This is a genomic window from Ruegeria sp. CDSA141, assembly GCF_059612005.1.
On the sequence record NZ_JBXWPT010000001.1, the window covers coordinates 39,795 to 58,389 of the forward strand.

The 18,595-nt window shown below is 58.5% G+C and carries 23 protein-coding genes and 1 other RNA gene; 10 read left to right on the forward strand and 14 right to left on the reverse strand.

Annotated elements, in window-relative coordinates; translation table 11 throughout:
- Positions 1-59 precede the first annotated feature (59 nt).
- From AC2FLP_RS00185 to AC2FLP_RS00215, 7 genes are all read right to left on the reverse strand, one after another.
- Positions 60-1,175 (reverse strand): TFIIB-type zinc finger domain-containing protein, encoded by a 1,116-nt coding sequence (locus AC2FLP_RS00185; protein WP_299895054.1) that lies wholly within the window; start codon positions 1,173-1,175, stop codon positions 60-62.
- A 7-nt stretch (positions 1,176-1,182) separates the two neighbouring features.
- Positions 1,183-1,500 (reverse strand): CPCC family cysteine-rich protein, encoded by a 318-nt coding sequence (locus AC2FLP_RS00190; RefSeq protein ID WP_117868226.1) that lies wholly within the window; start codon positions 1,498-1,500, stop codon positions 1,183-1,185.
- A 9-nt stretch (positions 1,501-1,509) separates the two neighbouring features.
- Positions 1,510-2,658: an SPFH domain-containing protein gene (locus AC2FLP_RS00195; RefSeq protein WP_117868227.1), complete on the reverse strand. Its 1,149-nt coding sequence runs from the start codon at positions 2,656-2,658 to the stop codon at positions 1,510-1,512.
- A 22-nt stretch (positions 2,659-2,680) separates the two neighbouring features.
- Entirely contained in the window at positions 2,681-3,607 is a 927-nt protein-coding gene (locus AC2FLP_RS00200) for a DUF2927 domain-containing protein (protein WP_299895047.1), read from the reverse strand.
- A gap of 43 nt (positions 3,608-3,650) precedes the next feature.
- Positions 3,651-4,841, reverse strand: a complete 1,191-nt coding sequence (locus tag AC2FLP_RS00205) for a toxic anion resistance protein (protein WP_299640154.1) — start codon at positions 4,839-4,841, stop codon at positions 3,651-3,653.
- 30 nt (positions 4,842-4,871) lie between these two features.
- Positions 4,872-5,786 (reverse strand): 5-bromo-4-chloroindolyl phosphate hydrolysis family protein, encoded by a 915-nt coding sequence (locus AC2FLP_RS00210; RefSeq protein ID WP_496681532.1) that lies wholly within the window; start codon positions 5,784-5,786, stop codon positions 4,872-4,874.
- A 175-nt stretch (positions 5,787-5,961) separates the two neighbouring features.
- Complete coding sequence (locus tag AC2FLP_RS00215; RefSeq protein ID WP_299640158.1) at positions 5,962-6,840, reverse strand: pseudouridine synthase; 879 nt, start codon at positions 6,838-6,840, stop codon at positions 5,962-5,964.
- Here AC2FLP_RS00215 and AC2FLP_RS00220 point away from each other — a divergent pair.
- Entirely contained in the window at positions 6,839-7,303 is a 465-nt protein-coding gene (locus tag AC2FLP_RS00220; RefSeq protein ID WP_299895041.1) for a nucleoside deaminase, read from the forward strand. The two genes, AC2FLP_RS00215 and AC2FLP_RS00220, sit on opposite strands and share 2 nt — an antisense overlap.
- A 15-nt stretch (positions 7,304-7,318) precedes the next feature.
- Here AC2FLP_RS00220 and AC2FLP_RS00225 read toward each other — a convergent pair whose 3' ends face one another.
- Positions 7,319-8,011, reverse strand: a complete 693-nt coding sequence (locus tag AC2FLP_RS00225; protein WP_299895038.1) for a metal-dependent hydrolase — start codon at positions 8,009-8,011, stop codon at positions 7,319-7,321.
- 60 nt (positions 8,012-8,071) lie between these two features.
- On the opposite strand from AC2FLP_RS00225, the gene AC2FLP_RS00230 reads away from it, so the two are divergent.
- Entirely contained in the window at positions 8,072-8,743 is a 672-nt protein-coding gene (locus tag AC2FLP_RS00230) for a ceramidase domain-containing protein (protein ID WP_496681529.1), read from the forward strand.
- Between the two features lie 73 nt (positions 8,744-8,816).
- Here AC2FLP_RS00230 and AC2FLP_RS00235 read toward each other — a convergent pair whose 3' ends face one another.
- Together AC2FLP_RS00235 and AC2FLP_RS00240 are read right to left on the reverse strand one after the other, a co-directional pair.
- A complete protein-coding gene (locus tag AC2FLP_RS00235) occupies positions 8,817-9,380 on the reverse strand; it encodes a DUF4202 domain-containing protein (RefSeq protein WP_496681527.1) in 564 nt (187 codons plus the stop codon).
- A gap of 156 nt (positions 9,381-9,536) precedes the next feature.
- Positions 9,537-9,695 carry a hypothetical protein gene (locus AC2FLP_RS00240; protein ID WP_162896729.1) on the reverse strand — a complete coding sequence of 53 codons (159 nt, stop codon included), beginning with the start codon at positions 9,693-9,695 and terminating at the stop codon, positions 9,537-9,539.
- 227 nt (positions 9,696-9,922) lie between these two features.
- Between AC2FLP_RS00240 and gatC the strand changes: the two genes are divergently transcribed.
- The 5 genes from gatC (at position 9,923) to rnpB (ending at position 13,626) form a co-directional block, all read left to right on the forward strand.
- Complete coding sequence (gatC, locus tag AC2FLP_RS00245; protein ID WP_117868236.1) at positions 9,923-10,210, forward strand: Asp-tRNA(Asn)/Glu-tRNA(Gln) amidotransferase subunit GatC; 288 nt, start codon at positions 9,923-9,925, stop codon at positions 10,208-10,210.
- A 3-nt stretch (positions 10,211-10,213) separates the two neighbouring features.
- Positions 10,214-11,701 carry an Asp-tRNA(Asn)/Glu-tRNA(Gln) amidotransferase subunit GatA gene (gene gatA / locus AC2FLP_RS00250; protein ID WP_496681525.1) on the forward strand — a complete coding sequence of 496 codons (1,488 nt, stop codon included), beginning with the start codon at positions 10,214-10,216 and terminating at the stop codon, positions 11,699-11,701.
- A 38-nt stretch (positions 11,702-11,739) separates the two neighbouring features.
- A complete protein-coding gene (locus AC2FLP_RS00255) occupies positions 11,740-12,444 on the forward strand; it encodes a hypothetical protein (RefSeq protein ID WP_299895025.1) in 705 nt (234 codons plus the stop codon).
- Positions 12,395-13,102 carry an N-acetylmuramoyl-L-alanine amidase gene (locus tag AC2FLP_RS00260; RefSeq protein WP_299895022.1) on the forward strand — a complete coding sequence of 236 codons (708 nt, stop codon included), beginning with the start codon at positions 12,395-12,397 and terminating at the stop codon, positions 13,100-13,102. The genes AC2FLP_RS00255 and AC2FLP_RS00260 overlap by 50 nt, the downstream gene beginning before the upstream one ends.
- Before the next feature lie 124 nt (positions 13,103-13,226).
- Positions 13,227-13,626, forward strand: an RNA gene (rnpB, locus tag AC2FLP_RS00265) — RNase P RNA component class A.
- A 6-nt stretch (positions 13,627-13,632) separates the two neighbouring features.
- Here the strand turns inward: rnpB and AC2FLP_RS00270 are convergent.
- The 3 genes from AC2FLP_RS00270 to AC2FLP_RS00280 form a co-directional block, all read right to left on the reverse strand.
- Positions 13,633-13,965: a GYD domain-containing protein gene (locus AC2FLP_RS00270; RefSeq protein WP_299895019.1), complete on the reverse strand. Its 333-nt coding sequence runs from the start codon at positions 13,963-13,965 to the stop codon at positions 13,633-13,635.
- A gap of 69 nt (positions 13,966-14,034) precedes the next feature.
- Positions 14,035-14,877: a DUF2182 domain-containing protein gene (locus tag AC2FLP_RS00275; RefSeq protein ID WP_496681521.1), complete on the reverse strand. Its 843-nt coding sequence runs from the start codon at positions 14,875-14,877 to the stop codon at positions 14,035-14,037.
- Between the two features lie 13 nt (positions 14,878-14,890).
- Positions 14,891-15,526 (reverse strand): DUF1326 domain-containing protein, encoded by a 636-nt coding sequence (locus AC2FLP_RS00280; protein ID WP_299640183.1) that lies wholly within the window; start codon positions 15,524-15,526, stop codon positions 14,891-14,893.
- A gap of 269 nt (positions 15,527-15,795) precedes the next feature.
- Here AC2FLP_RS00280 and AC2FLP_RS00285 point away from each other — a divergent pair, with 269 nt between their 5' ends.
- From AC2FLP_RS00285 to AC2FLP_RS00295, 3 genes are all read left to right on the forward strand, one after another.
- Positions 15,796-16,503, forward strand: a complete 708-nt coding sequence (locus tag AC2FLP_RS00285) for a tellurite resistance TerB family protein (RefSeq protein ID WP_299895013.1) — start codon at positions 15,796-15,798, stop codon at positions 16,501-16,503.
- 127 nt (positions 16,504-16,630) lie between these two features.
- A complete protein-coding gene (gene rpmG, locus AC2FLP_RS00290) occupies positions 16,631-16,798 on the forward strand; it encodes a 50S ribosomal protein L33 (protein ID WP_037309480.1) in 168 nt (55 codons plus the stop codon).
- 206 nt (positions 16,799-17,004) lie between these two features.
- Positions 17,005-17,511, forward strand: a complete 507-nt coding sequence (locus tag AC2FLP_RS00295; protein WP_162896730.1) for a hypothetical protein — start codon at positions 17,005-17,007, stop codon at positions 17,509-17,511.
- Positions 17,512-17,647: 136 nt separating this feature from the next.
- Here AC2FLP_RS00295 and AC2FLP_RS00300 read toward each other — a convergent pair whose 3' ends face one another.
- Positions 17,648-18,427: a Bax inhibitor-1/YccA family protein gene (locus AC2FLP_RS00300; RefSeq protein ID WP_117868245.1), complete on the reverse strand. Its 780-nt coding sequence runs from the start codon at positions 18,425-18,427 to the stop codon at positions 17,648-17,650.
- Between the last annotated feature and the right edge of the window lie 168 nt (positions 18,428-18,595).

Consider the following 18,595-nt stretch of genomic DNA (forward strand, 5'->3'; position numbering starts at 1 on the left):
CTCTTCTCAACGTTGCAGGCCTGAGGATGAAGGTGCGGTGTACAATGTACAAGAGGCTGTTATTGCTGTCCTGTTGCCATCAAGTATCCGACACCTGCGGCAACCAGCAGGCCAAGTACAACGGCGATTGTGATCTTTATTGCCGACCAGGGGCGCTCTCCCTGAACCCGACCGGTCCGGCCGTTCACCACGAAACGATATGTCTGGCCGCGATACTTATAGGCCGCCAACCAGACCGGCAGCAGGATATGTTTGAATGTGACATCGCGCACATCGGTGTCCACTGCGTGGATACGTTGCCTGTCGCCACCAATATCAAAACGTACATCCCGCTCGATCACGCGCGCCATATGTGCTCGGGCCTCGGCATATCCCTCTTTCAGCTCAACCGTATAGGCCTCGGCGCGAAACCCGGCGAGGTATTCTGGCTGGTAGGGTTCCAGAGCCGGTAGATCCCAAGGCTCCAGAGCATCGGTGTAAGTCTTGGGCAGTGACCTTGAGGCCAATACCAACACGTCGTCAAAAAAACGCGCCACCCGGCCGGACTTGGGCGTCCAGCGGACTTTTGGCACCTGTTGTTGCACCCGTTTGCCATCCCGCATGACGGTGCGGGTTTCATAGTAGACTGTGCCGCGCTCTCCGCGATAGGCCGATTTGGTATCGGCATCAAAGGTCCAGTACGGCACGTAGATACCCTGCATCCTACGTCCTTTGCGGGCATAGTCCTTGAGCCCGTTCGGAGCGAACCACAACCGCCCCAGCCAATCGCTCATCGCCGTGTGGGCCACGCGTTCATCCAGAGCAAAAGGCAGAACGCCCTTCGGTTTGATATGTCGGTTCACCCCGGTGTCCGTCACAACCGGAGTAGCGCAGAACGGGCATTCCGCAGCATGGGTGTTGGGGTCGAATTCAACCTGCGCCGCACAATTTGGGCAGGACAGAACCCGTGTCTCTTCGATTTCGCTGTCGGGCAGGCGGTCGGCGATGGCCGCGTCGAAATCCAGCTCGCGCAGGCTGGCGCCGCCCCAGGGGCCCGCACCGATCGGTTCGGAATGGCCGCAATGGTCACAGGTCAGCGTGCCGGATTTCGGGTCGAACCGATAGTCCGCACCGCACTGGTCACACGGAAAACGGTGTTCCGCGACATCAGGCGATGGGGCAGGGGCATGAGTCATGACGCGCTCAGTCCTTGAGAGGGAAGTAGAGATAGGCCGCGCGGTTTTCCTCGGGCAGGACATGCGGCAGCATCGCGGCCTCGCAGGCCCCGATCGTCTTGAAACTGTCGCGCCCTTCGGCCAGCGTCAGGCTATGATTGGCCGCCGAGGGCTCGCGTGGGTTCGTGTCACAATGGATTTTTTCGTCCTCCCAGAAACAGATCGGACAGATCAGGTACTTTCCGCGCTCCGAAAGGGTGACATAGTCGCAGCAGGGGCAGACGAAATGCGGGCCGGGCCGCGTTCTGCGTCTGACCTTCTTCGTGCGCTTTCCAGGGCCGGTCATGCGGTGCCCTCATGTGCCGGGTGGGGGCGGAGGCAGAATGGTGAACAGCTGCGCCAGCTCCTGCACCTCGCCCGCTTTCTTCCATCCGTCCTGACCAGGTGTCCACACGAAAGTGTCGCGCGTGATCTCGCCGTCGCTGGCCATGCGGCCCATCTTGGCCTTCGAGAACGGGCCGCTGGTCTGTCCGTCCACCGCGATATGCCACACATGCTCGACGGGGGGCGGAGGCGGCGGGGCCACATGCGCGGCCGGTTGCGCAGCAGCGGGCGCGGTCGCGCCCCACGGGCCTGACGGCTGACCCGCTGCCATGTTCGCCATCTGGTTCGCCATCGCCATGCCCATTCCCATGCCAAGGCCAGCGCCCATGCCGCCACCGCCGTTTGGGTTGCTGGCGGCCGCCGTCATTGCCTCGGCTGCGGAATACTGTGTAAACTTGCCCAGATCACCGGCCAATCCCATCGAGGTGCGCTTGTCCAGCGCCGCCTCGACCGCTGGCGGCAACGAGATGTTTTCGATATAGAACTCAGGCATCTCGAGCCCGTATCCGTCCAGTACCGGCGACACCTCGGCCGCGATCAGCTTGCCCAGATCGGCGGTGTTGGCGGCCATGTCCAGAACCGGAATGCCCGACCCCGCGATGACCCGACTGAATTCCTGCACGATGATGTTGCGGATCTGAAAGCTGATCTCGTCCATTGTGAATTCACCGTCAGTTCCTACGATCTCGATCAGGAACTTGGCTGGGTCCTTCACACGTACAGTATAAGTGCCATAGGCGCGGATCCGGGTCGGCCCGAACTCCGGATCGCGCAGCATGATCGGGTTCTTTGTGCCCCATTTCAGGTCGTTGAACCGTGTGGTGTTGACGAAATAAATCTCTGACTTGAACGGAGATTGAAATCCATGATCCCAGTGCTGCAACGTGGTCAGGATCGGCATGTTGTTTGTTTCAAGCATATAAAGGCCCGGCGTAAACACATCCGCCAGTTGGCCTTCGTGCACAAAGACCGCCGCCTGACCTTCGCGCACGGTCAGCTTGGCGCCATACTTGATCTCGTGACCTTCGCGCTCGAACCGCCAGACCATGGTGTCACGGGTGTCATCCACCCAATGAATGACATCAATGAATTCTCCGGTCAGAAAATCGAATATTCCCATTTGGGTTCTCCTGTCCTTGGGGTCAGAGCGGCTGCCCCATCAGTTCGTGTGCAATAATTCTTACAATGGGTCGTGCTTCGTCGACGTCTACGCCGGGCTGCAGTCGCGGGTCATACAGCATCGTCAGCAGCTTTTCGTCGTGGCTGGTCAGCAGGGCAAACTCGTCGTCATCATTGAAAATCGAAGGTCGCGCTGCCGGGCTGTCATTGGACAGGCCAAGACCCTGAGCAATTTCTTCGTGAATGCAGCTTTGGCGGCCCAGATCCGTCAATTCGGCCCGGATAAGGGAAACGGCTCGTACGTATCTGTGTGGTGATGAGGTCGTTGCCGATGCAAACACCAGACAATCGATATTGGCACGTGGATTGGCCACCAGGTTCAGCGAGTCCTGACCGATATTCGGGATCAGCTGCTTCAGGCGGGATACGACATAGGCGCTGTCGTCCTTGCCTGCAAAAAAGACATGGAAATTGGCGTTGCGAGAGACGACGGAAATCGGATGATCGGTCAATCTGGCCAGACGGGTGGCAAAGGACCGAACCTGATCTGTGTCTTTCTGCCGTGCAGAGGGAAGCACGGAAGGGCCGAACTCGGTCTGTATGCGCACCGACCCGGACCATCGGCTGAGTTGCCCGTCCGTCTGACGCGAGCCAACCGCGACGCTCTGCGTCGGATACTCACTGTAGAACGCAATCGCTTCGAAATTCCGCGACAGATCTTCGGCATCATAGGGGGTGTCGGGGCCGCCCCCATCGATGCGCAAAAGTCCCCGCACCAGCAGGTCCCGTTCAACCCGCCGATAAAAGCGCGCCAGATCCTGACTTGCGGCAGACGGCGGCACATAAGCATTGGCTGCCACAGGTGCGGGTGCGGGGCGGGGTTGCGGAACAACGGATGACGTCAGGGTCTCATCGCAATTGGCCAGGGCCAGGAATGATACTATCCCCAATGTTCGTTTCAAGTAACCGAAGGCCCGCACGCTGAACCCGCCCTTAGCCAGGTACCGCCGTACCGGCATTGTCGCCGGTTCCGTCGCGCCGTGCCTTGGCAGACGCCAAAGTGTCGCGCAGTTCCTTTTCCATCTTCTGCAACTCAGCTTCGGCTGCGGCGCGTTTGGCCTTGCCTTCGTCCGCAATCGCAAGGCTTTCGTTGATGGTGCCAATTAGGTCGGCATTGGCCTGCTTGACCGCTTCGATGTCAAACACACCGCGCTCCATTTCTTGGCGGATCATCTTGTTCGATTCACGCAGGTTGGCTGCGTTCGAGGTCAAAAGCTCGTTGGTCAGGTCATTGGCATCCCGCACCGCGGCAGCGGCCTCGGCGCTGCGCTGGATCGTAACCGCCTGGGCCAGTTGCGTTTCCCAAAGCGGGACGGTGTTCACCAGTGTCGAGTTGATCTTGGTGACCAGCGACTTGTCGTTTTCCTGAACCAAACGGATCGACGGCAGCGACTGCATCGTGACCTGTCGTGTCAGTTTCAGGTCATGAACCCGGCGTTCGAGGTCATCGCGTGCCGCGCGCATGTCGCGCAGTTCCTGCGCCTTCATCACCTGTTGTTCTTCGGGTGCTGCCTGAACTTCGGCTTCTTTTTCAGGGATGGCGTGGCTGTCGAGTTCGGTCAGCTTCTCTTCGCCCGCCGCGATGTACAGCGCCAGTTCATCATAGAAATCCAAGGTCTTTTCATACAGCAGGTCCAAAGACTTGATATCCTTGAGCAGCGTATGCTCATGCCCCAGTAGATCGTCGGTAATGCGGTCGATCTGGTCCTGAACCTCTTCGTACTGAGCGGTAAATTTTGCAAATGGTGCAGCTCTGCCCAACAGTTTTTCCCACCAGCTACGTTCGCGACGCACGTCAAGTTCACTGACCGAGAACCCGCGTATCGTGGTTACGATGTTGCGCAGGCTGTCACCGGCCGGGCCGACATCCTTGTTGCGCACATCCGCCAGCATGGCCTGGCTGATTTCCTGAAGTTCGGCCTGAGCCGACGAGCCAAACGCGACGATCGAATTGGTGTTGTCCATGTCGATTTCATTCATCCGCTTGCGGATTTCGGCGCTGACGGGTTCGTCGGCTTCCTCCAGCGACACGACTTCGGCCTGTGGTTCGGGCAGGGCAACTGCGGTGACTTCCTGTACCAGAGTTTCGGCCTGAACTGCCTTTTTCTTGATTTCATCGGACATGGGGATGTTCCTCGCTCAAATAATGGCCGGTCAGTCCAGCCGGACGCCTTCGCGCTGCAATCTTTCGCGCAACACGTCGATTTCGACCGTCAGATCACTGCGGTCATCCAATAACATTTTCCGCGTACGTGCGGAAAAATTCTGCTCCAGATCGTCCAGCAGGGCGGAATAGTCGGCAAGCGCCTGCGCATCGCGGGTGCGCGCGTAGACATCAGCAAACTTAACAGTCGCGTCACGCGCGCCGCGCAGATAGACGATCAGGTATTTTCTGGCTCCGGCCAGATCGCGAGGATCTTCCTCGACCGTGCGGAACAGGTCACGTGCGGTGTCCTGAAACCGCTCCACACGGGCTTCGACGCGTCGGTCGCCCGCGCGTTTTATGGCGTCCGTCATTTCCGACAACTGTTTCTCGGCATCATCGACCACGCGGGCCACGCGGTCTTGCTGATAGGTGTCGACCCCTTCCATCCCTTTGCCCTTCATCGGATCAAGTCCAAATGAGACAGAGTGCAGAACGGTCGCCGCAACGCCAAACAGCACGGGGGCCAACAGACTGACCTGCGCGGCTGCCTCAGCGTCCAGAAACTCGGATCTGTAAGACGCAAGGCCTGCGCCAAGACCAGTGAGAACACTGGCAAAGATCTTGCGCGGAAAAGCGGGCCTTCGGGCGGTTTTGCGGGCGTTGTACTCGGCCTCGGCCCTCAGACCTTCCCGCAGCAAGAATGCGGCCGCCGTCAGAATACCAGCGGCGATCAGCCCGATGGTCATGCCAATCGCGCCGTCGTTCAGGGACAGAAACACCAGAGGAATGGCGGGCAGAAACAAAATATTCGCACGCGCACCAGCGGGCTCGACCCGCGCGCCGTCAAACTGACCCCTTGGCAGCGGAGCGTTTTCCGTTTCATCGCCCTGTGGGCTGTATTTACCGCCAAACCGTTTTGCCATGGCTTACAGACCCCCGAGCAAGCCAGTGCAGACGCCGAACAACAGCACCAGCAGTACAGCGTAGGCCAGTTTTTGCACTCCGCTTCCGGACATCACGCCCCCCAAATAGCAGCTTTCACTGAAAATTTAGGGGATACGCGGGCTTAGCGCTAGGGGGAAGGTTGCCGAACCCGCATCACTTGCGGGGATTCTTGCCGATTTGAGGTCGTTTTCTTTGTGGCCGTGACGGGCGTTTGGGCGCGTTGTCGGCTTTATCTTCGGAATCCAGACCCAGTTGGTCGCGCATGACCCTGCGCCGGACTTCTTCGACCTCACCCTGTTTCAGAGTTCCCAGCTGGAAGGGGCCGTAGGACACGCGCAACAGTCGGTTCACGGTTAAACCGATATCCTCCATCGCGCGGCGGATTTCGCGGTTCTTGCCTTCGCGCAAGCCGATCGTCAGCCAGGCATTTGCGCCCTGTTGGCGATCCAGCGACACGGTCATCGGCTGAAATCGTTCTCCTTCGATTACCAGCCCCTTGCGCAACGGTTCGAAGTCTTCGTCCTTCGGGCGACCGTTCACTCGCACGCGGTACTTCCGCAACCAGCCGGTCGAGGGCAGTTCAAGCTTGCGCTTGATGCCGCCATCGTTGGTCAACAGCAGCAACCCTTCGGAATTCAGATCCAGCCGCCCGACGCTCATCACCCGTGGCATGTCGTCGGGCAGCCTGTCGAATATTGTCTCTCGCCCTTTTTCGTCGCTGGTCGTTGTCACCAACCCGGCAGGCTTGTGATACAGCCACAGGCGCGATGGTTCCGGTTCCGAGACCGGCTTGCCGTCGACTACGATCTTGTCTTTCGCCGTCACGTTCAGGGCAGGGCTGTCAATGGTCTTGCCATTCACTGCCACGCGGCCTGCTTCGATCATGCGTTCCGCCTCGCGCCGCGACGCTACGCCAGCGCGGGCCAGGACTTTGGCGATCCGATCGCCGGGGGGGGGGGTCTTGTTCATGTCAGGGCCATACCGCATCCCGCGCGCTTGCGAAAGGCGGGTTTCTGATGCAGTCAGGGGCATGGTGTTCAAATCGCATATGGAACAGGCCCTGGCCGAGGCGCGCGCAGCGGCTGATCGCGGCGAGGTGCCCGTGGGGGCTGTTATCATCGGTCCGGACGGAACCGTTGTGGCGGCGGCTGGAAACCAAACGCGCGAGTTGAATGATCCCACGGCCCATGCGGAAATCATGGCCTTGCGAGCAGCCTGTGCGCAGGCGGGCTCTGAACGGCTGCCGGATCACGATCTCTACGTCACGCTGGAGCCTTGCGCGATGTGCGCCGCAGCCTTGGCGGCCGCGCGTATCCGGCGGATCTATTACGGTGCGGCAGACCCCAAATCCGGGGGTGTGGCGCATGGCGCGCGCGTGTTTTCGCATGCACAGGCGCATCACGTGCCCGAAGTCTATGACGGGATAGCAGGCGAAGAGGCTGCCGCGCTTTTGAAGGCCTTCTTCGAAGCGCGCCGCCAGGACAAGCCGGGCTGACGCGCTGCGCTGTCGTCAGACGGTGATGGCTTTCATAACTTCAGGTTCGATCACATCGACCCCCGGCAATCCGTCGATCAACGCCTGTACGGATTGTTCCAGAATGGGGAACGTCCTATAGTGGCATGGGATGACCGTCTTGAAGTCGAAGTACCGTTTCGCGGCATAGGCGGCGGCTTGCATATCCATGGTGAAATGCCCGCCGGCCGAAAGGATGCCGATATCGGGCTTGTAGTAATCCCCCATCCAATCCATGTCGGCCATGATGTCGGTATCGCCCGAGACATAGAGCATATGCCCCTCAGCCGCGATCATGAAGCCGACTTCACTGCCACCGGTGCGCAGACCGTCCGGTGTTGAAAAGGTCGAGCTGTGAGAAGCCGGAACCATTGTCACCTTGACGCCGTTCAGATCGACGGTGCCACCCTTGTTGAAACCGATGGTCTCAATGCCTTCCGTTTCGCTCCAGAATCCCATCAGATCATACTGGCCGACAACGGGGACTTTCAGGTGTTTGGCCAGCGGCAGAATATCAACCACGTGGTCGAAATGCGTGTGGGTCAGAAGGATATGAGTCGCACCATCCAGCGCTGCATCATGCTGATCTTCCGGCAAGACCGGGTTGCCGGTCAGCCACGGGTCGATCAACAGAACCTGCCCCTGAGTTTCAATGCGAAAACTGCCATGGCCCAGCCAGATAATGTTCATTCCGGTTTTCCTCCCATAAGGTCTCTTGGCAGCAGCCTAGCATCGGCTATGTAAAATTCCATGGACTGGATTCGAGAAATTGATGGCTATTGCGAACGCTTGTCGGCGGACTATTGGGCCGAGCCGATCAATGCGATCACAAACGCTGCTTTTATGATTGCCGCATGGATCATGTGGCGGCGCGTACGCGATCAGGACATGCCGCTGGCCAAGGGTCTGGTCGTGATTCTGGCCATGATTGGGATCGGCAGCTATCTGTTTCACACCCATGCCCGGGTGTGGGCGGCATTGGCGGACGTGGTGCCGATCCTGCTGTTCATATTGGTCTATATATATGCGGTGAACCGGGACATCTGTCGCATGTCGTCTGGATTGGCCTTCGTCGGTATGATTCTGTTTCTTCCCTATGCGGCGGCCGTTGCACCATTGTTCCAACGTGTGCCAGGGATTGGTGGGTCGGCGGCTTATGCGCCGGTCCCTTTGTTGATCCTGATCTACGCGTTCCTGATGCGGGGCAATGACCCGAACTTGGCCAGAGGGATGACGCTCGGTGCCCTGATCCTGATTCTATCGATCACTTTCCGTGCGCTCGATTTGCAAATTTGCAAGCAATGGCCGATGGGGACGCATTTCATGTGGCATGTCCTGAATGCCATCATGCTGGGTTGGATGATTGAGGTGTATCGCACGGCCCTCATAAGGGGCCGTTTCGACGATGGCCTCGGGCCTTGAGTCGCGGAATGGTCCTTTCCGGCCATCCCGCGTCTCATGGAAACGAGGTCGGCGAATCCGCATTGGTCCGTGTTCAGGTCTGAAAGGCCGCGGCCAGATGATCGGGCAGATCGAATTCGCGCAATACCCGTGCGCGGCCGTCGGGCGACATCTTGCGGGCAGTCTTTTCGACGATGCTCTGGATTTTCTCGGCCGAGTGTTTCGCAGCAAAGGGCTGGAAATACCATTTCAGGAATACAAAGCAGATCACGTCTTCCAGCGCCTGTACCTTTGCGTCGCGCTTGAGGCCCTGTTTGCGCAACATGCGCCCTGCGGCCTCAACCTGTTCCGCGTCATAACCTTCACGGGACATCAAGCCCATGACCACTTCGGCATGGTGTTCGCCCTGCGCCTTGCGCCAGGCCAAATATCCCGCCCGGCCTTCGGGGTATTCACTGCGGGCAAGTTTCCAACGCTCAACATGCTGCCCGCGCGCGGCGATCTGAAGGGCGTCAGAAGCTTCCGGAAACAGGCGGTCCAGCTCGGCACTCATGCGTTCGCCATACAACAGCGCCGCGGGGCGGCCATCGTCTTGGTTGGGGTCATTTGCGTTGGCTGCGTCGATTGCGTCCAGAACCGCTTGTTTTTGCGTGCTCATTTTCTGCTCCACTGGCTTGCCTGAACTACGAAACCTCGGCGCAGTTCTGTTCGTCATTCGACGTCATGCTAACGGCTTGCCCTGGGATGTGCATCCTCGAAAATGAAAAACGGCCGGGTCAGAGAGGGGATATCTGACCCGGCCGGGACCTGCGCTTTAGCTGGCAGGTTTAACCTGATCCTGCGTGACCGGTTCCGCAATAGGGGACGGGAAGGTCAACGTGCGTGTCAGGTTGCTTGTGTCGATACCCAAGGCCATGGCCGGTGCGGCCAGAAACGTGGCGGACAAGACTGCGGCTGTTATCAGGGGTTTCATGTTTTTTCTCCGGTTTGCGTTATGTCGCACAAATAAAATGAACAGTACAGTTTAGTTTTCAAGATCCGCAACGAACTATTCAGTTTACTTTTTCGCATACCACTCATTCAGTTTTGAATGGCAAGAGAAGAGGAGGACTCCAAAACTCGGACCTGCCAGTGGCGCGGCGGTCTTGCGACTGTCGCAACAGACGGGTAAACGCCCCTTAACGTAGATGAGGGAAGCCGATGTCGATTGACCAAAGCACCGCCGCCAAAGTGGCCAAGCTGGCCCGGATCAAGGTCGAGGATGACGCGCTGCCGGCGCTGGCATCCGAGTTCAACACCATCCTAGGGTTCATCGAACAGCTGAACGAAGTGGATGTGGAAGGTGTCGAGCCGATGGTCTCGGTCACACCCATGCGCCTCAAGCGTCGTCAGGACGAAGTCACTGATGGCAATCAGCAGGACAAGATTCTGGCCAACGCCCCCGACGCCCGTGAAGGGTTCTTCGCAGTCCCCAAAGTGGTGGAGTAAGACATGAGCGAACTGAACAAACTTGGCTTGGCCGATGCCCGCGACGCATTGCGAGCCGGCGACGTCACTTCTGTCGAGCTGACAGACGCCTGCCTGAAAGCCATTGATGAAGCAGATGCGCTGAACGCATTCGTCCACAAGACGCCTGAGATCGCGATGGAACGCGCCAAGGCTGCGGATGAACGGATCAAGGGTGGCGACGCTCCGTCTATGTGTGGCCTGCCGATCGGCATCAAGGACCTATTCTGCACCAAGGGCGTGCCGTCGCAGGCCGCGTCGGGCATTCTTGAAGGCTTCAAGCCGGAATACGAATCCACTGTTTCGCAGCAACTGGCCGACGCAGGCGCAGTGATGCTGGGCAAGCTGAACATGGACGAATTCGCCATGGGGTCGTCCAACGAAACATCGGTCTATGGCAATGCCGTCAGCCCATGGCGTCGTGGCAACGATGATGCGCAGCTGACGCCGGGTGGCTCGTCCGGCGGATCTGCGTCTGCTGTGGCCGCTGACCTGTGCCTTGCGGCAACGGGCACCGATACCGGCGGTTCCATCCGCCAGCCCGCGGCTTTTGTCGGCATCACCGGCATCAAGCCGACCTATGGTCGCTGCTCCCGTTGGGGCATTGTCGCCTTCGCATCCTCGCTGGATCAGGCCGGCCCGATGACCAAGAACGTCCGCGACGCCGCGATCATGCTGGAAACCATGTGCGGTCATGACGCCAAGGATTCGACGAGTACGGACCTGGCCGTCCCGAATTTCGAAGCGATGCTGACCGGAGACATCAAGGGCAAGAAGATCGGTATCCCCAAGGAATACCGCATGGACGGCATGCCCGCAGAGATCGAAAAGCTCTGGGCCGACGGTGCCGCGATGCTGAAGGATGCGGGTGCCGAGATCGTCGATATCTCACTGCCGCACACCAAGTATGCGCTGCCAGCCTACTATGTGATCGCCCCGGCCGAGGCGTCTTCGAACCTCGCCCGCTATGACGGTGTCCGTTATGGGCATCGTGCGCAGTTGGCGCAGGGGGATGGCATCACCGAGATGTACGAAAAAACCCGCGCCGAGGGCTTTGGTCACGAAGTGCAACGCCGGGTCATGGTCGGTACATACGTGTTGTCGGCGGGCTTCTACGACGCCTACTACAACCGTGCCCGCAAGGTGCGCACGCTGATCAAGAAAGACTTCGAAGACGTGTTCGCGGCCGGAGTCGACGCCATCCTGACCCCGGCGACCCCATCGGCAGCCTTCGGTCTGGGCGAAATGACCGAGGCAGATCCAGTTCAAATGTATTTGAACGACGTCTTTACAGTGACTGTGAACCTGGCCGGATTGCCCGGAATATCGGTCCCCGCCGGGCTGGATACACAAGGCCTTCCGCTGGGTTTGCAACTGATCGGGCGTCCTTGGGAAGAAGGCGATCTGCTCAACACCGCCTATGCGCTGGAAAACGCAGCCGGTTTTGTGGCCAAACCCGGGAAATGGTGGTAAGCCTAAGGCAACAGAATATCTAGACACGGAGCCAAACAATGCGCGTTTTGCTTTTGGTGCCCGCTCTGACACTGGCAGCTACATGCACAGACGTCGCGCCGCTGACCAGCACAGGTTTCAACACGCCTGAATATCAGGCGCAGCGAGAAGCTCAATTGGCAGGTCAAGGTGCGGTCGGCAACCCTCTGCTGGCTCCGGTCGATGTGTCACAACAACCGCTGGGCGCTCCCGGTGCGGCGACTGTTGCCACGGGTGAAAACGCGGATATCGCCAACCAGGCCGCGGCAGCATTGGCCATCACATCTGGCCAAAACCCAGCCGCGGCTACGGCGGTTCCCGTGGCGAACACTGGCGCGATTTCGGATGAACAGGATTTTGCCGCCGTGTCCGAACGTCGCAGCATCGAAACCGACGCCGTCCGAATCGAGCAGAACCGCCAGACGTATGAGCTCGTGGCCCCGACGGCAGTGCCCGAGCGTACGGCGAGCGGCCAGACAAACATTGTGCAATACGCGCTGAGCACGTCCAATCCCGTTGGCACCCAACTCTACAGCCGCTCGGGCTTAAACCTTCAGGCCAAAGCTCAGAGGAACTGCGCGCAATTCCCATCCCCGGATCAGGCTCAGATCGAGTTTCTGTCCAATGGCGGCCCACAGCGCGACCGTAAAGGTCTGGACCCGGATGGGGACGGCTATGCGTGTGGCTGGGACCCAAGCCCGTTCCGCAGTGCCGTCAGAAACTGAAACCTCGCCCATTTGGCATCCGTCGCCCAATTTTGGTGAACGCCGGGATGGGCTGACGCCATCTTTAATCGTGATTCATTACACCGCGATGGACAACGCGCAGGCGGCTCTGGATCGTCTGTGCGACCCGGAGGCCGAGGTCTCGGCCCATTACCTGATCGGCAATGATGGCACGCTTTGGCAAATGGTGCGCGAAGAAGACCGGGCCTGGCACGCGGGTGCCGGAGAATGGCACGGTCAGACCGACATCAACTCCCGTTCCATTGGCATCGAGTTGGACAACACCGGCAAGCATCCGTTCTCGGAACCCCAATTGCACAGGCTCGAACAGTTGTTGCATCAGATAATGCACCGTTGGGCCATTTTACCAAATGGCGTTATCGGCCATTCGGACATGGCGCCTGGGCGCAAATTTGACCCCGGTCCGCGATTTGACTGGTTGCGGCTGGAGCGCAACTTGCTGGCTACGCCACGCGGATATGCCCTTGGCCCGCAAGCTGCATCAGAGGACCAGTTCCGAAATCTGGCTCAAGCCGCCGGTTTCAGCGCTGATGTAGACGATGAAACGCTGTTACGTGCCGTCCGCCTTCGATACCGCCCATGGGGCAGGGGGCCATTGCAGCAAGCCGATCTCGCCCCGTTGATCCGGCACTCCTGATCCGCACTTCATCTGGCCGAAAATATCCCGGGGTTGAATTGGCCGCAGGCAAAGAAGGGGCTGGCCCCTTCTTTGAACCATCATCCCTTGACGCCGCTGGGCGCAAAGCCTAACCAGCCCAAGCGCGGAGGGCTGGATGGCCGCTGGGGTCGCAAGGCCCGAGAGGAAAGTCCGGACTCCACAAGACATCGGTGCCGGGTAACGCCCGGGCGGGGTAACCCGACGGAAAGCGCCACAGAAATCAGACCGCCTGCGATTTCGGTCAAAGGTAAGGGTGAAACGGTGGGGTAAGAGCCCACCGCGCCGCTGGCAACAGGGGCGGCACGGCAAGCCCCACCGGGAGCAATGCCAAATAGGGTCCCCGCGCGGACAGGTCGGCACCAGCCGAAACCGCCGCTAAGCCTGTCTTGGCCGAGAGGGACCGGGTTGGCAGCTTGAGCCGCGCAGCAATGCGCGGCCTAGAGGAATGGTCATCGAAGGGGGAAACCCCGGAACAAGATCCGGCTTACAGGCCCTCCGCGCGTACCCTCCTATCCTCCGGGCGGCGTGTAGGAACCGGTCAGCGCTGCTGCCTTTTCGGTTATCGACGTGAACTCGTCCGCGGTCCAGGCACGAACGGTTTCTATGTTCGTCACTGCACCCGATGCGGCGACAGCCATGCCAACGGCCACAGCGTCTGTTCCATCGGGGGCTTCGCTGATCACGACCACGTCGTTGCTGCCGGTTGTCATGTAAAAGGACAGCAGTCTGCCACCTACTTTTTCCAGCAAGGCTTTCACCGGCCCGGTGCGGTTTTCAGGTTTTTGCAGCATCCCTTGGACGCCAGCCTGCGAGTAGGATGCATAAGTAATGAAAATAGGCATTGGTTTCTCCGTTTATTTGTTGAAACAGTGCAGGGGTTTATCGTCTACCGACCCCTTGGCGGACGGGCGTCAGATGCCAGAAAACAACGGTGCAGTGATGAACCAGAGGCCAGCACTGATCAGCGCCAAGCCAGTCACGGGAACAAGCCACCGGGCCCTGGGCAGGAGCTTTTCCAGCGCGACGTAGGCGGCAATTCCGACAATCCAGTAGAGATTCATGATTCCTCCTACGAACAGCAGCAACATCAGTGCCCAGCAGCACCCCAGACAATATGTGCCGTGTTCCGCACCGGTTCGGAACGCCCCGAATGGTCCAGGTCGGTTGTGATCGGCCAGGAAACGTGCAGGGCTTTGGCAGTGGCGCAGGCATGCGTTCTTCAAACCTGAAAACTGATAGGCACCGGCAGCCAGCAGAATACTTCCTGCGAAGACACCGGAACTGATCGTCATCATTGGACCGTCGAACAGACCGACATGCTCCAGCCCCCATTGCAACGCAGTTGCGGTCAGACTGAATGCACCCCAGGCAACAAGATAACCTGACAGGAAACAGAATCCGAACGTTGCCGTTCGATGCTTTTCAGGCCCTATCCGCTTGATCGCGATGAACAGAAGAACGGCAGGTGCAGCGCTCGGGGTCATCATGGCGATCATCATGACCCACCACATCAGAAAGATCAGCAAGGCATAGTTTGCGCTCCAGGCGGACCCAGAGCCCATTTGCATGGGATCTCCGACCGGGCCGGCCATTCGGGTCATCTCGACCGCAGACATGGTCATTCCGATACCGGTTATCGTGTACCAGGCTGCTGCGAGAATAATCAGAAGAACACTTCCCAAAACAATCGCGTTGTCCTGTCTCAACAACCGTTCAACCGCCCCAACCCGGGACGATTTGTTTTGTCTGGTCATGGGAGGTCTCCGCCTAAGCGCCCAGAACGCCGTGGCCCGAGATGTTCAGATGCGCCAAATGAGCGTGCGTCGCGTCAAAGGTCAGGCTGATCTGACCGCCTGTTGTCGTCGCACTGCCCGATGCCGCCTCGGCATGGCGGTATTCAAAGCCATTCGGCAATTGTATCGACGCGCGGTGAGGTGCGCCCGATACGATATGTGGGATCGGGTTGACCTCAACATCGAAAACCCCGGCAACCTTGGCGTATCCGCTACGTTCTTCGCGGTTCCAATCCAGCTCGATTGGAACGAAAAGTGTTTCGTGTTTCGTTGGTGCCATGGCGCTGAAGACATACCAGAACGTGGCCATTTCATCGGTATCCTGACCGGTCATGATCGCTTGCAACGCGGCCCGCTGTTCAGCCGTCGCGCTTTCATCAATGATCAGCTGCATCTGACCATTCCCTTCATGAATTGGTCCCGGCCAATAATAAACCCCTGCCGCCCGAAGCCCGCCCAGATCAGTGTCACCGTAGTGACCGCTTTGAATGTCGAAAACGACAACCGCCTCGCAGTTTCCGTGAGACGGAAGTACGCTGAACTGACACGGACAACCGAAATTGCAATTGCAATTGGCCAGTTCTTCGGCCTGAATAGCCCATTCTGTCATGATAGCCCCCAAGAAAAGTCACGCAAAACACCCCTGCTCGATGCGGATCAATCCCACTTGGCACTGCCTCGGCCTTCGAGCCTGAATTCGGCTTCTTGGATACGCAAACCTATCACGAAAGCGTGATATGTACAAACATCATGGCAAATAACCCGCCTTCTCCAGACGTTATAGTGCGCGTCAGTCGCGCTGGGGTTGAGTGCGGTATTCGTGCTTCCATTCTGCTGTTAGGCTTGCGGCACCAATTTTTTTGAAACGGGAGGTTGATTATGAGCTTTATGAAAACGCTGGCGTCCGTGGCCATTGGGTTTGCTGCTGCCAAGGGCATGGACAAATATCAGAAGATGGGCGGCATGGCTGGCCTGCAGGACATGATGCAGGGCGCCGGCGGCGGTTTTGGCGTGGATCAGCTAGGCAAAATGGCAGAGCAGTTTGGTCTGCCCGGTGGCGCGTCAGGCTTGCAAGACATGATGAGCAAGATGGGCATCGGCGGCAGCGCAACCGGTGCGGCCGGATTGGGTGGGTTGTTGAATGCCATGCAGGGGGCCGCCAAGACGGCCAACCAACAAACAGGTGACATGATGGAAACCGTATTCGGCGGCACGCCCGCGGGTGCGGCAATGGAAGAGCAGGCGAAGCTGATGCTTCGGGCGATGATTCAGGCAGCCAAGGCGGATGGCGAACTGGACGAACAGGAAAAGGAAATCATTCTGGGTGAATTGGGCGATGACATCAGCGATGAGGAACGCGCTTTCGTGCAAGAGCAGCTGAACGCACCGATTGATGTAATGGGATTGGCGGCTGATTCTGGTACGCCGTTCAAAACGCAGATCTATGCAGCATCTCTGGCCGCGATCCGTCTGGATAACACGCGCGAGGCATCATACCTGCGGCAACTGTCCACCGCGTTGGGCCTTTCGGACGCTGAAAGAGACCAAATTCACACCTATATGGGCGCTCCAACACTGCCTGGTTGAATCTGCACCCGATTCCTGAGCCGGTATCATCGGATTGGCCTTGACATGGGCGGTGCAGCGCGTAAAAGCGCACGCTCATAGGAATTCAACCGAAAGGCCCCTGCCTTTTCGGACGCAGGAGATAACCATGGCGAAGCCGACGACAATCAAGATCCGTCTGAACTCGACCGCGGGCACGGGCCACTTCTACGTGACCAAAAAGAATGCGCGCACCATGACTGAGAAAATGACCATTCGTAAATACGATCCGGTCGTTCGCAAGCATGTCGAGTACAAGGAAGGCAAGATCAAGTAATCTGCCGTTCCAAATGGAAATTCCGAAAAGGGCTCTGGTTCACAGAGCCCTTTTTCAGTTCTGATTTCCTGTTTTTGACAGGTGGCAATCCAAGCAGTCCGTTGCAGTGGCGCATCAGCGTTTGGTGCAATCGCATCCCCTGCGGCTTGCTTTTTGTGGGGACCTGCAAGTACGTTTCAGCAAACCGCCACAAAATGTTGACCGCCATGAAAAAAATCTTGTTATCCACAATCGCCGTTCTAACCCTAACGGCCTGTGAAGACCCGTTTAACCGCGAAGGTGTCGGGTTTACTGGAATCGATGGCGAACCACGCACGATTTCGGACGTACCCGGAGCCGTAGCCTTTCTGCCAGATGCGACCAACGTTCCTGCGGAACTGGCGGAACTGCGGACAGTCACGCTTTTGAGTGATGAGGTGGAATCTTCCAAGGTAGCATCGGTTGCAATCGATAACGGCGGCCAGACGCCAGACAACGCGGTGCAATTGCAAGGTAGCGACACGAACCTGTTCCTGAGCACTGTCAGCGTGAACGGCACTTTGTTTGGTGTGCTGCGCACGCCCTCCAACAGTGTGAAAGTCGACAATTCGATCGGTGTGAGCTTTGCGGAAGAAACAGAGCGTTTTACCGGCTGTCTGCCGGCTGGCAATGTCTTCCGCAAAGGTACATCCGAGAAGAGCTCGGGCTTTGCCATACCGCTAAACTGCAGTTGAACACATAAACGCTTCGGAAACAGAAAGCCCCGCCTGGTCAGGCGGGGCTTTTCATTTCCGGGCAAAAGAAGTCCGGTGCGCAAAGAAAAGGGCCGGTCAATGACCGGCCCCAAACCAATTCAGGTGTCAACAAGGGCTATTCTTGCTGGCCCATGAACATCAGCAGGAACTGGAACATGTTCAGGAACGAGATGTACAGGCTCAGCGCGCCGTCAAAGGCCGCTTTGTCCAGCCATTCCTGGTCGCCATGCGCAGCATGGGCGACGTACGTGTTCTTGATGTCCTGTGTGTAGAACGCGGTCAGACCGGCAAAGATCAGGATGCCGATGGCCGAAATGGCCAGCATCATCACACCAGATTGCAGGAACAGGTTGATGATCATCGCAACCAGCAGACCGATCACACCCATCATCAGGAAGGTGCCCATTCCGCTGAGGTTCCGCTTTGTGGTGTAGCCATAGAGGCTGAGGCCAGCAAAGGCGATCGACGTCACCAGGAAGGTCTGGGTAATCGAGTAGGGTGTGAAGACCAGAAAGATCGAGCTCATCGAGATGCCCATCACGGCGGCAAAGACGAAGAAGCCAAGCTGAACTGTCGCCGCCGAGCCGCGGCGCATCAGGGCACCCCAGCCAAAGAGGATAAAGGCCAGCGGCGCGAACATGACCACCCATTTCAGCGGTGACAGGAACAGCGTGCCGCCCAGGCTGGTCAGATAGCGATCTGCGCCGATCTGTGCGACCGCGTTGCTTGGATCGCTGGTAACAGCCAGACCCGCAATAGCCCATGCCGCCAGTGCAGTGATCAGCATGCCGACGGACATCGTGCCGTAGACTTTGTTCATGTGGGCGCGCAGGCCCTGATCAATCTCGGCGGCGCGCGCGCCGGATGCCGTCCGGATCGTATCGAATTGTGCCATCAAAGGGTCTCCCTAGTCGTCAAGTTACATCGCCCCGGCTATGCGGGGCGGTTTTCCATCTAAATATCGGCAACAAGGGGCTGTGTTTCAAGAGATTCCGGGCGAAAACCGACTAAAACACGCAACAAAAATGGCGACAGGCTACTCAAGGCCTCCTATCGCCATAAA

What these genes read in the sequence shown, in the direction of transcription:
- AC2FLP_RS00210 (WP_496681532.1), bottom strand. Translation starts at nt 5,786, where the DNA reads ATGGCAAAACGGTTTGGCGGTAAATACAGCCCACAGGGCGATGAAACG.
- AC2FLP_RS00240 (WP_162896729.1), bottom strand. Translation starts at nt 9,695, where the DNA reads ATGAAACCCCTGATAACAGCCGCAGTCTTGTCCGCCACGTTTCTGGCC.
- AC2FLP_RS00255 (WP_299895025.1), top strand. Translation starts at nt 11,740, where the DNA reads ATGCGCGTTTTGCTTTTGGTGCCCGCTCTGACACTGGCAGCTACATGC.
- AC2FLP_RS00220 (WP_299895041.1), top strand. Translation starts at nt 6,839, where the DNA reads ATGGTGTTCAAATCGCATATGGAACAGGCCCTGGCCGAGGCGCGCGCA.
- AC2FLP_RS00275 (WP_496681521.1), bottom strand. Translation starts at nt 14,877, where the DNA reads ATGACCAGACAAAACAAATCGTCCCGGGTTGGGGCGGTTGAACGGTTG.
- AC2FLP_RS00195 (WP_117868227.1), bottom strand. Translation starts at nt 2,658, where the DNA reads ATGGGAATATTCGATTTTCTGACCGGAGAATTCATTGATGTCATTCAT.
- AC2FLP_RS00235 (WP_496681527.1), bottom strand. Translation starts at nt 9,380, where the DNA reads ATGAGCACGCAAAAACAAGCGGTTCTGGACGCAATCGACGCAGCCAAC.
- gatA (WP_496681525.1), top strand. Translation starts at nt 10,214, where the DNA reads ATGAGCGAACTGAACAAACTTGGCTTGGCCGATGCCCGCGACGCATTG.
- AC2FLP_RS00300 (WP_117868245.1), bottom strand. Translation starts at nt 18,427, where the DNA reads ATGGCACAATTCGATACGATCCGGACGGCATCCGGCGCGCGCGCCGCC.
- AC2FLP_RS00215 (WP_299640158.1), bottom strand. Translation starts at nt 6,840, where the DNA reads ATGCCCCTGACTGCATCAGAAACCCGCCTTTCGCAAGCGCGCGGGATG.
- AC2FLP_RS00280 (WP_299640183.1), bottom strand. Translation starts at nt 15,526, where the DNA reads ATGACAGAATGGGCTATTCAGGCCGAAGAACTGGCCAATTGCAATTGC.
- AC2FLP_RS00295 (WP_162896730.1), top strand. Translation starts at nt 17,005, where the DNA reads ATGAAAAAAATCTTGTTATCCACAATCGCCGTTCTAACCCTAACGGCC.
- AC2FLP_RS00230 (WP_496681529.1), top strand. Translation starts at nt 8,072, where the DNA reads ATGGACTGGATTCGAGAAATTGATGGCTATTGCGAACGCTTGTCGGCG.
- rpmG (WP_037309480.1), top strand. Translation starts at nt 16,631, where the DNA reads ATGGCGAAGCCGACGACAATCAAGATCCGTCTGAACTCGACCGCGGGC.
- AC2FLP_RS00185 (WP_299895054.1), bottom strand. Translation starts at nt 1,175, where the DNA reads ATGACTCATGCCCCTGCCCCATCGCCTGATGTCGCGGAACACCGTTTT.
- AC2FLP_RS00225 (WP_299895038.1), bottom strand. Translation starts at nt 8,011, where the DNA reads ATGAACATTATCTGGCTGGGCCATGGCAGTTTTCGCATTGAAACTCAG.
- gatC (WP_117868236.1), top strand. Translation starts at nt 9,923, where the DNA reads ATGTCGATTGACCAAAGCACCGCCGCCAAAGTGGCCAAGCTGGCCCGG.
- AC2FLP_RS00205 (WP_299640154.1), bottom strand. Translation starts at nt 4,841, where the DNA reads ATGTCCGATGAAATCAAGAAAAAGGCAGTTCAGGCCGAAACTCTGGTA.
- AC2FLP_RS00285 (WP_299895013.1), top strand. Translation starts at nt 15,796, where the DNA reads ATGAGCTTTATGAAAACGCTGGCGTCCGTGGCCATTGGGTTTGCTGCT.
- AC2FLP_RS00190 (WP_117868226.1), bottom strand. Translation starts at nt 1,500, where the DNA reads ATGACCGGCCCTGGAAAGCGCACGAAGAAGGTCAGACGCAGAACGCGG.
- AC2FLP_RS00270 (WP_299895019.1), bottom strand. Translation starts at nt 13,965, where the DNA reads ATGCCTATTTTCATTACTTATGCATCCTACTCGCAGGCTGGCGTCCAA.
- AC2FLP_RS00260 (WP_299895022.1), top strand. Translation starts at nt 12,395, where the DNA reads ATGCGTGTGGCTGGGACCCAAGCCCGTTCCGCAGTGCCGTCAGAAACT.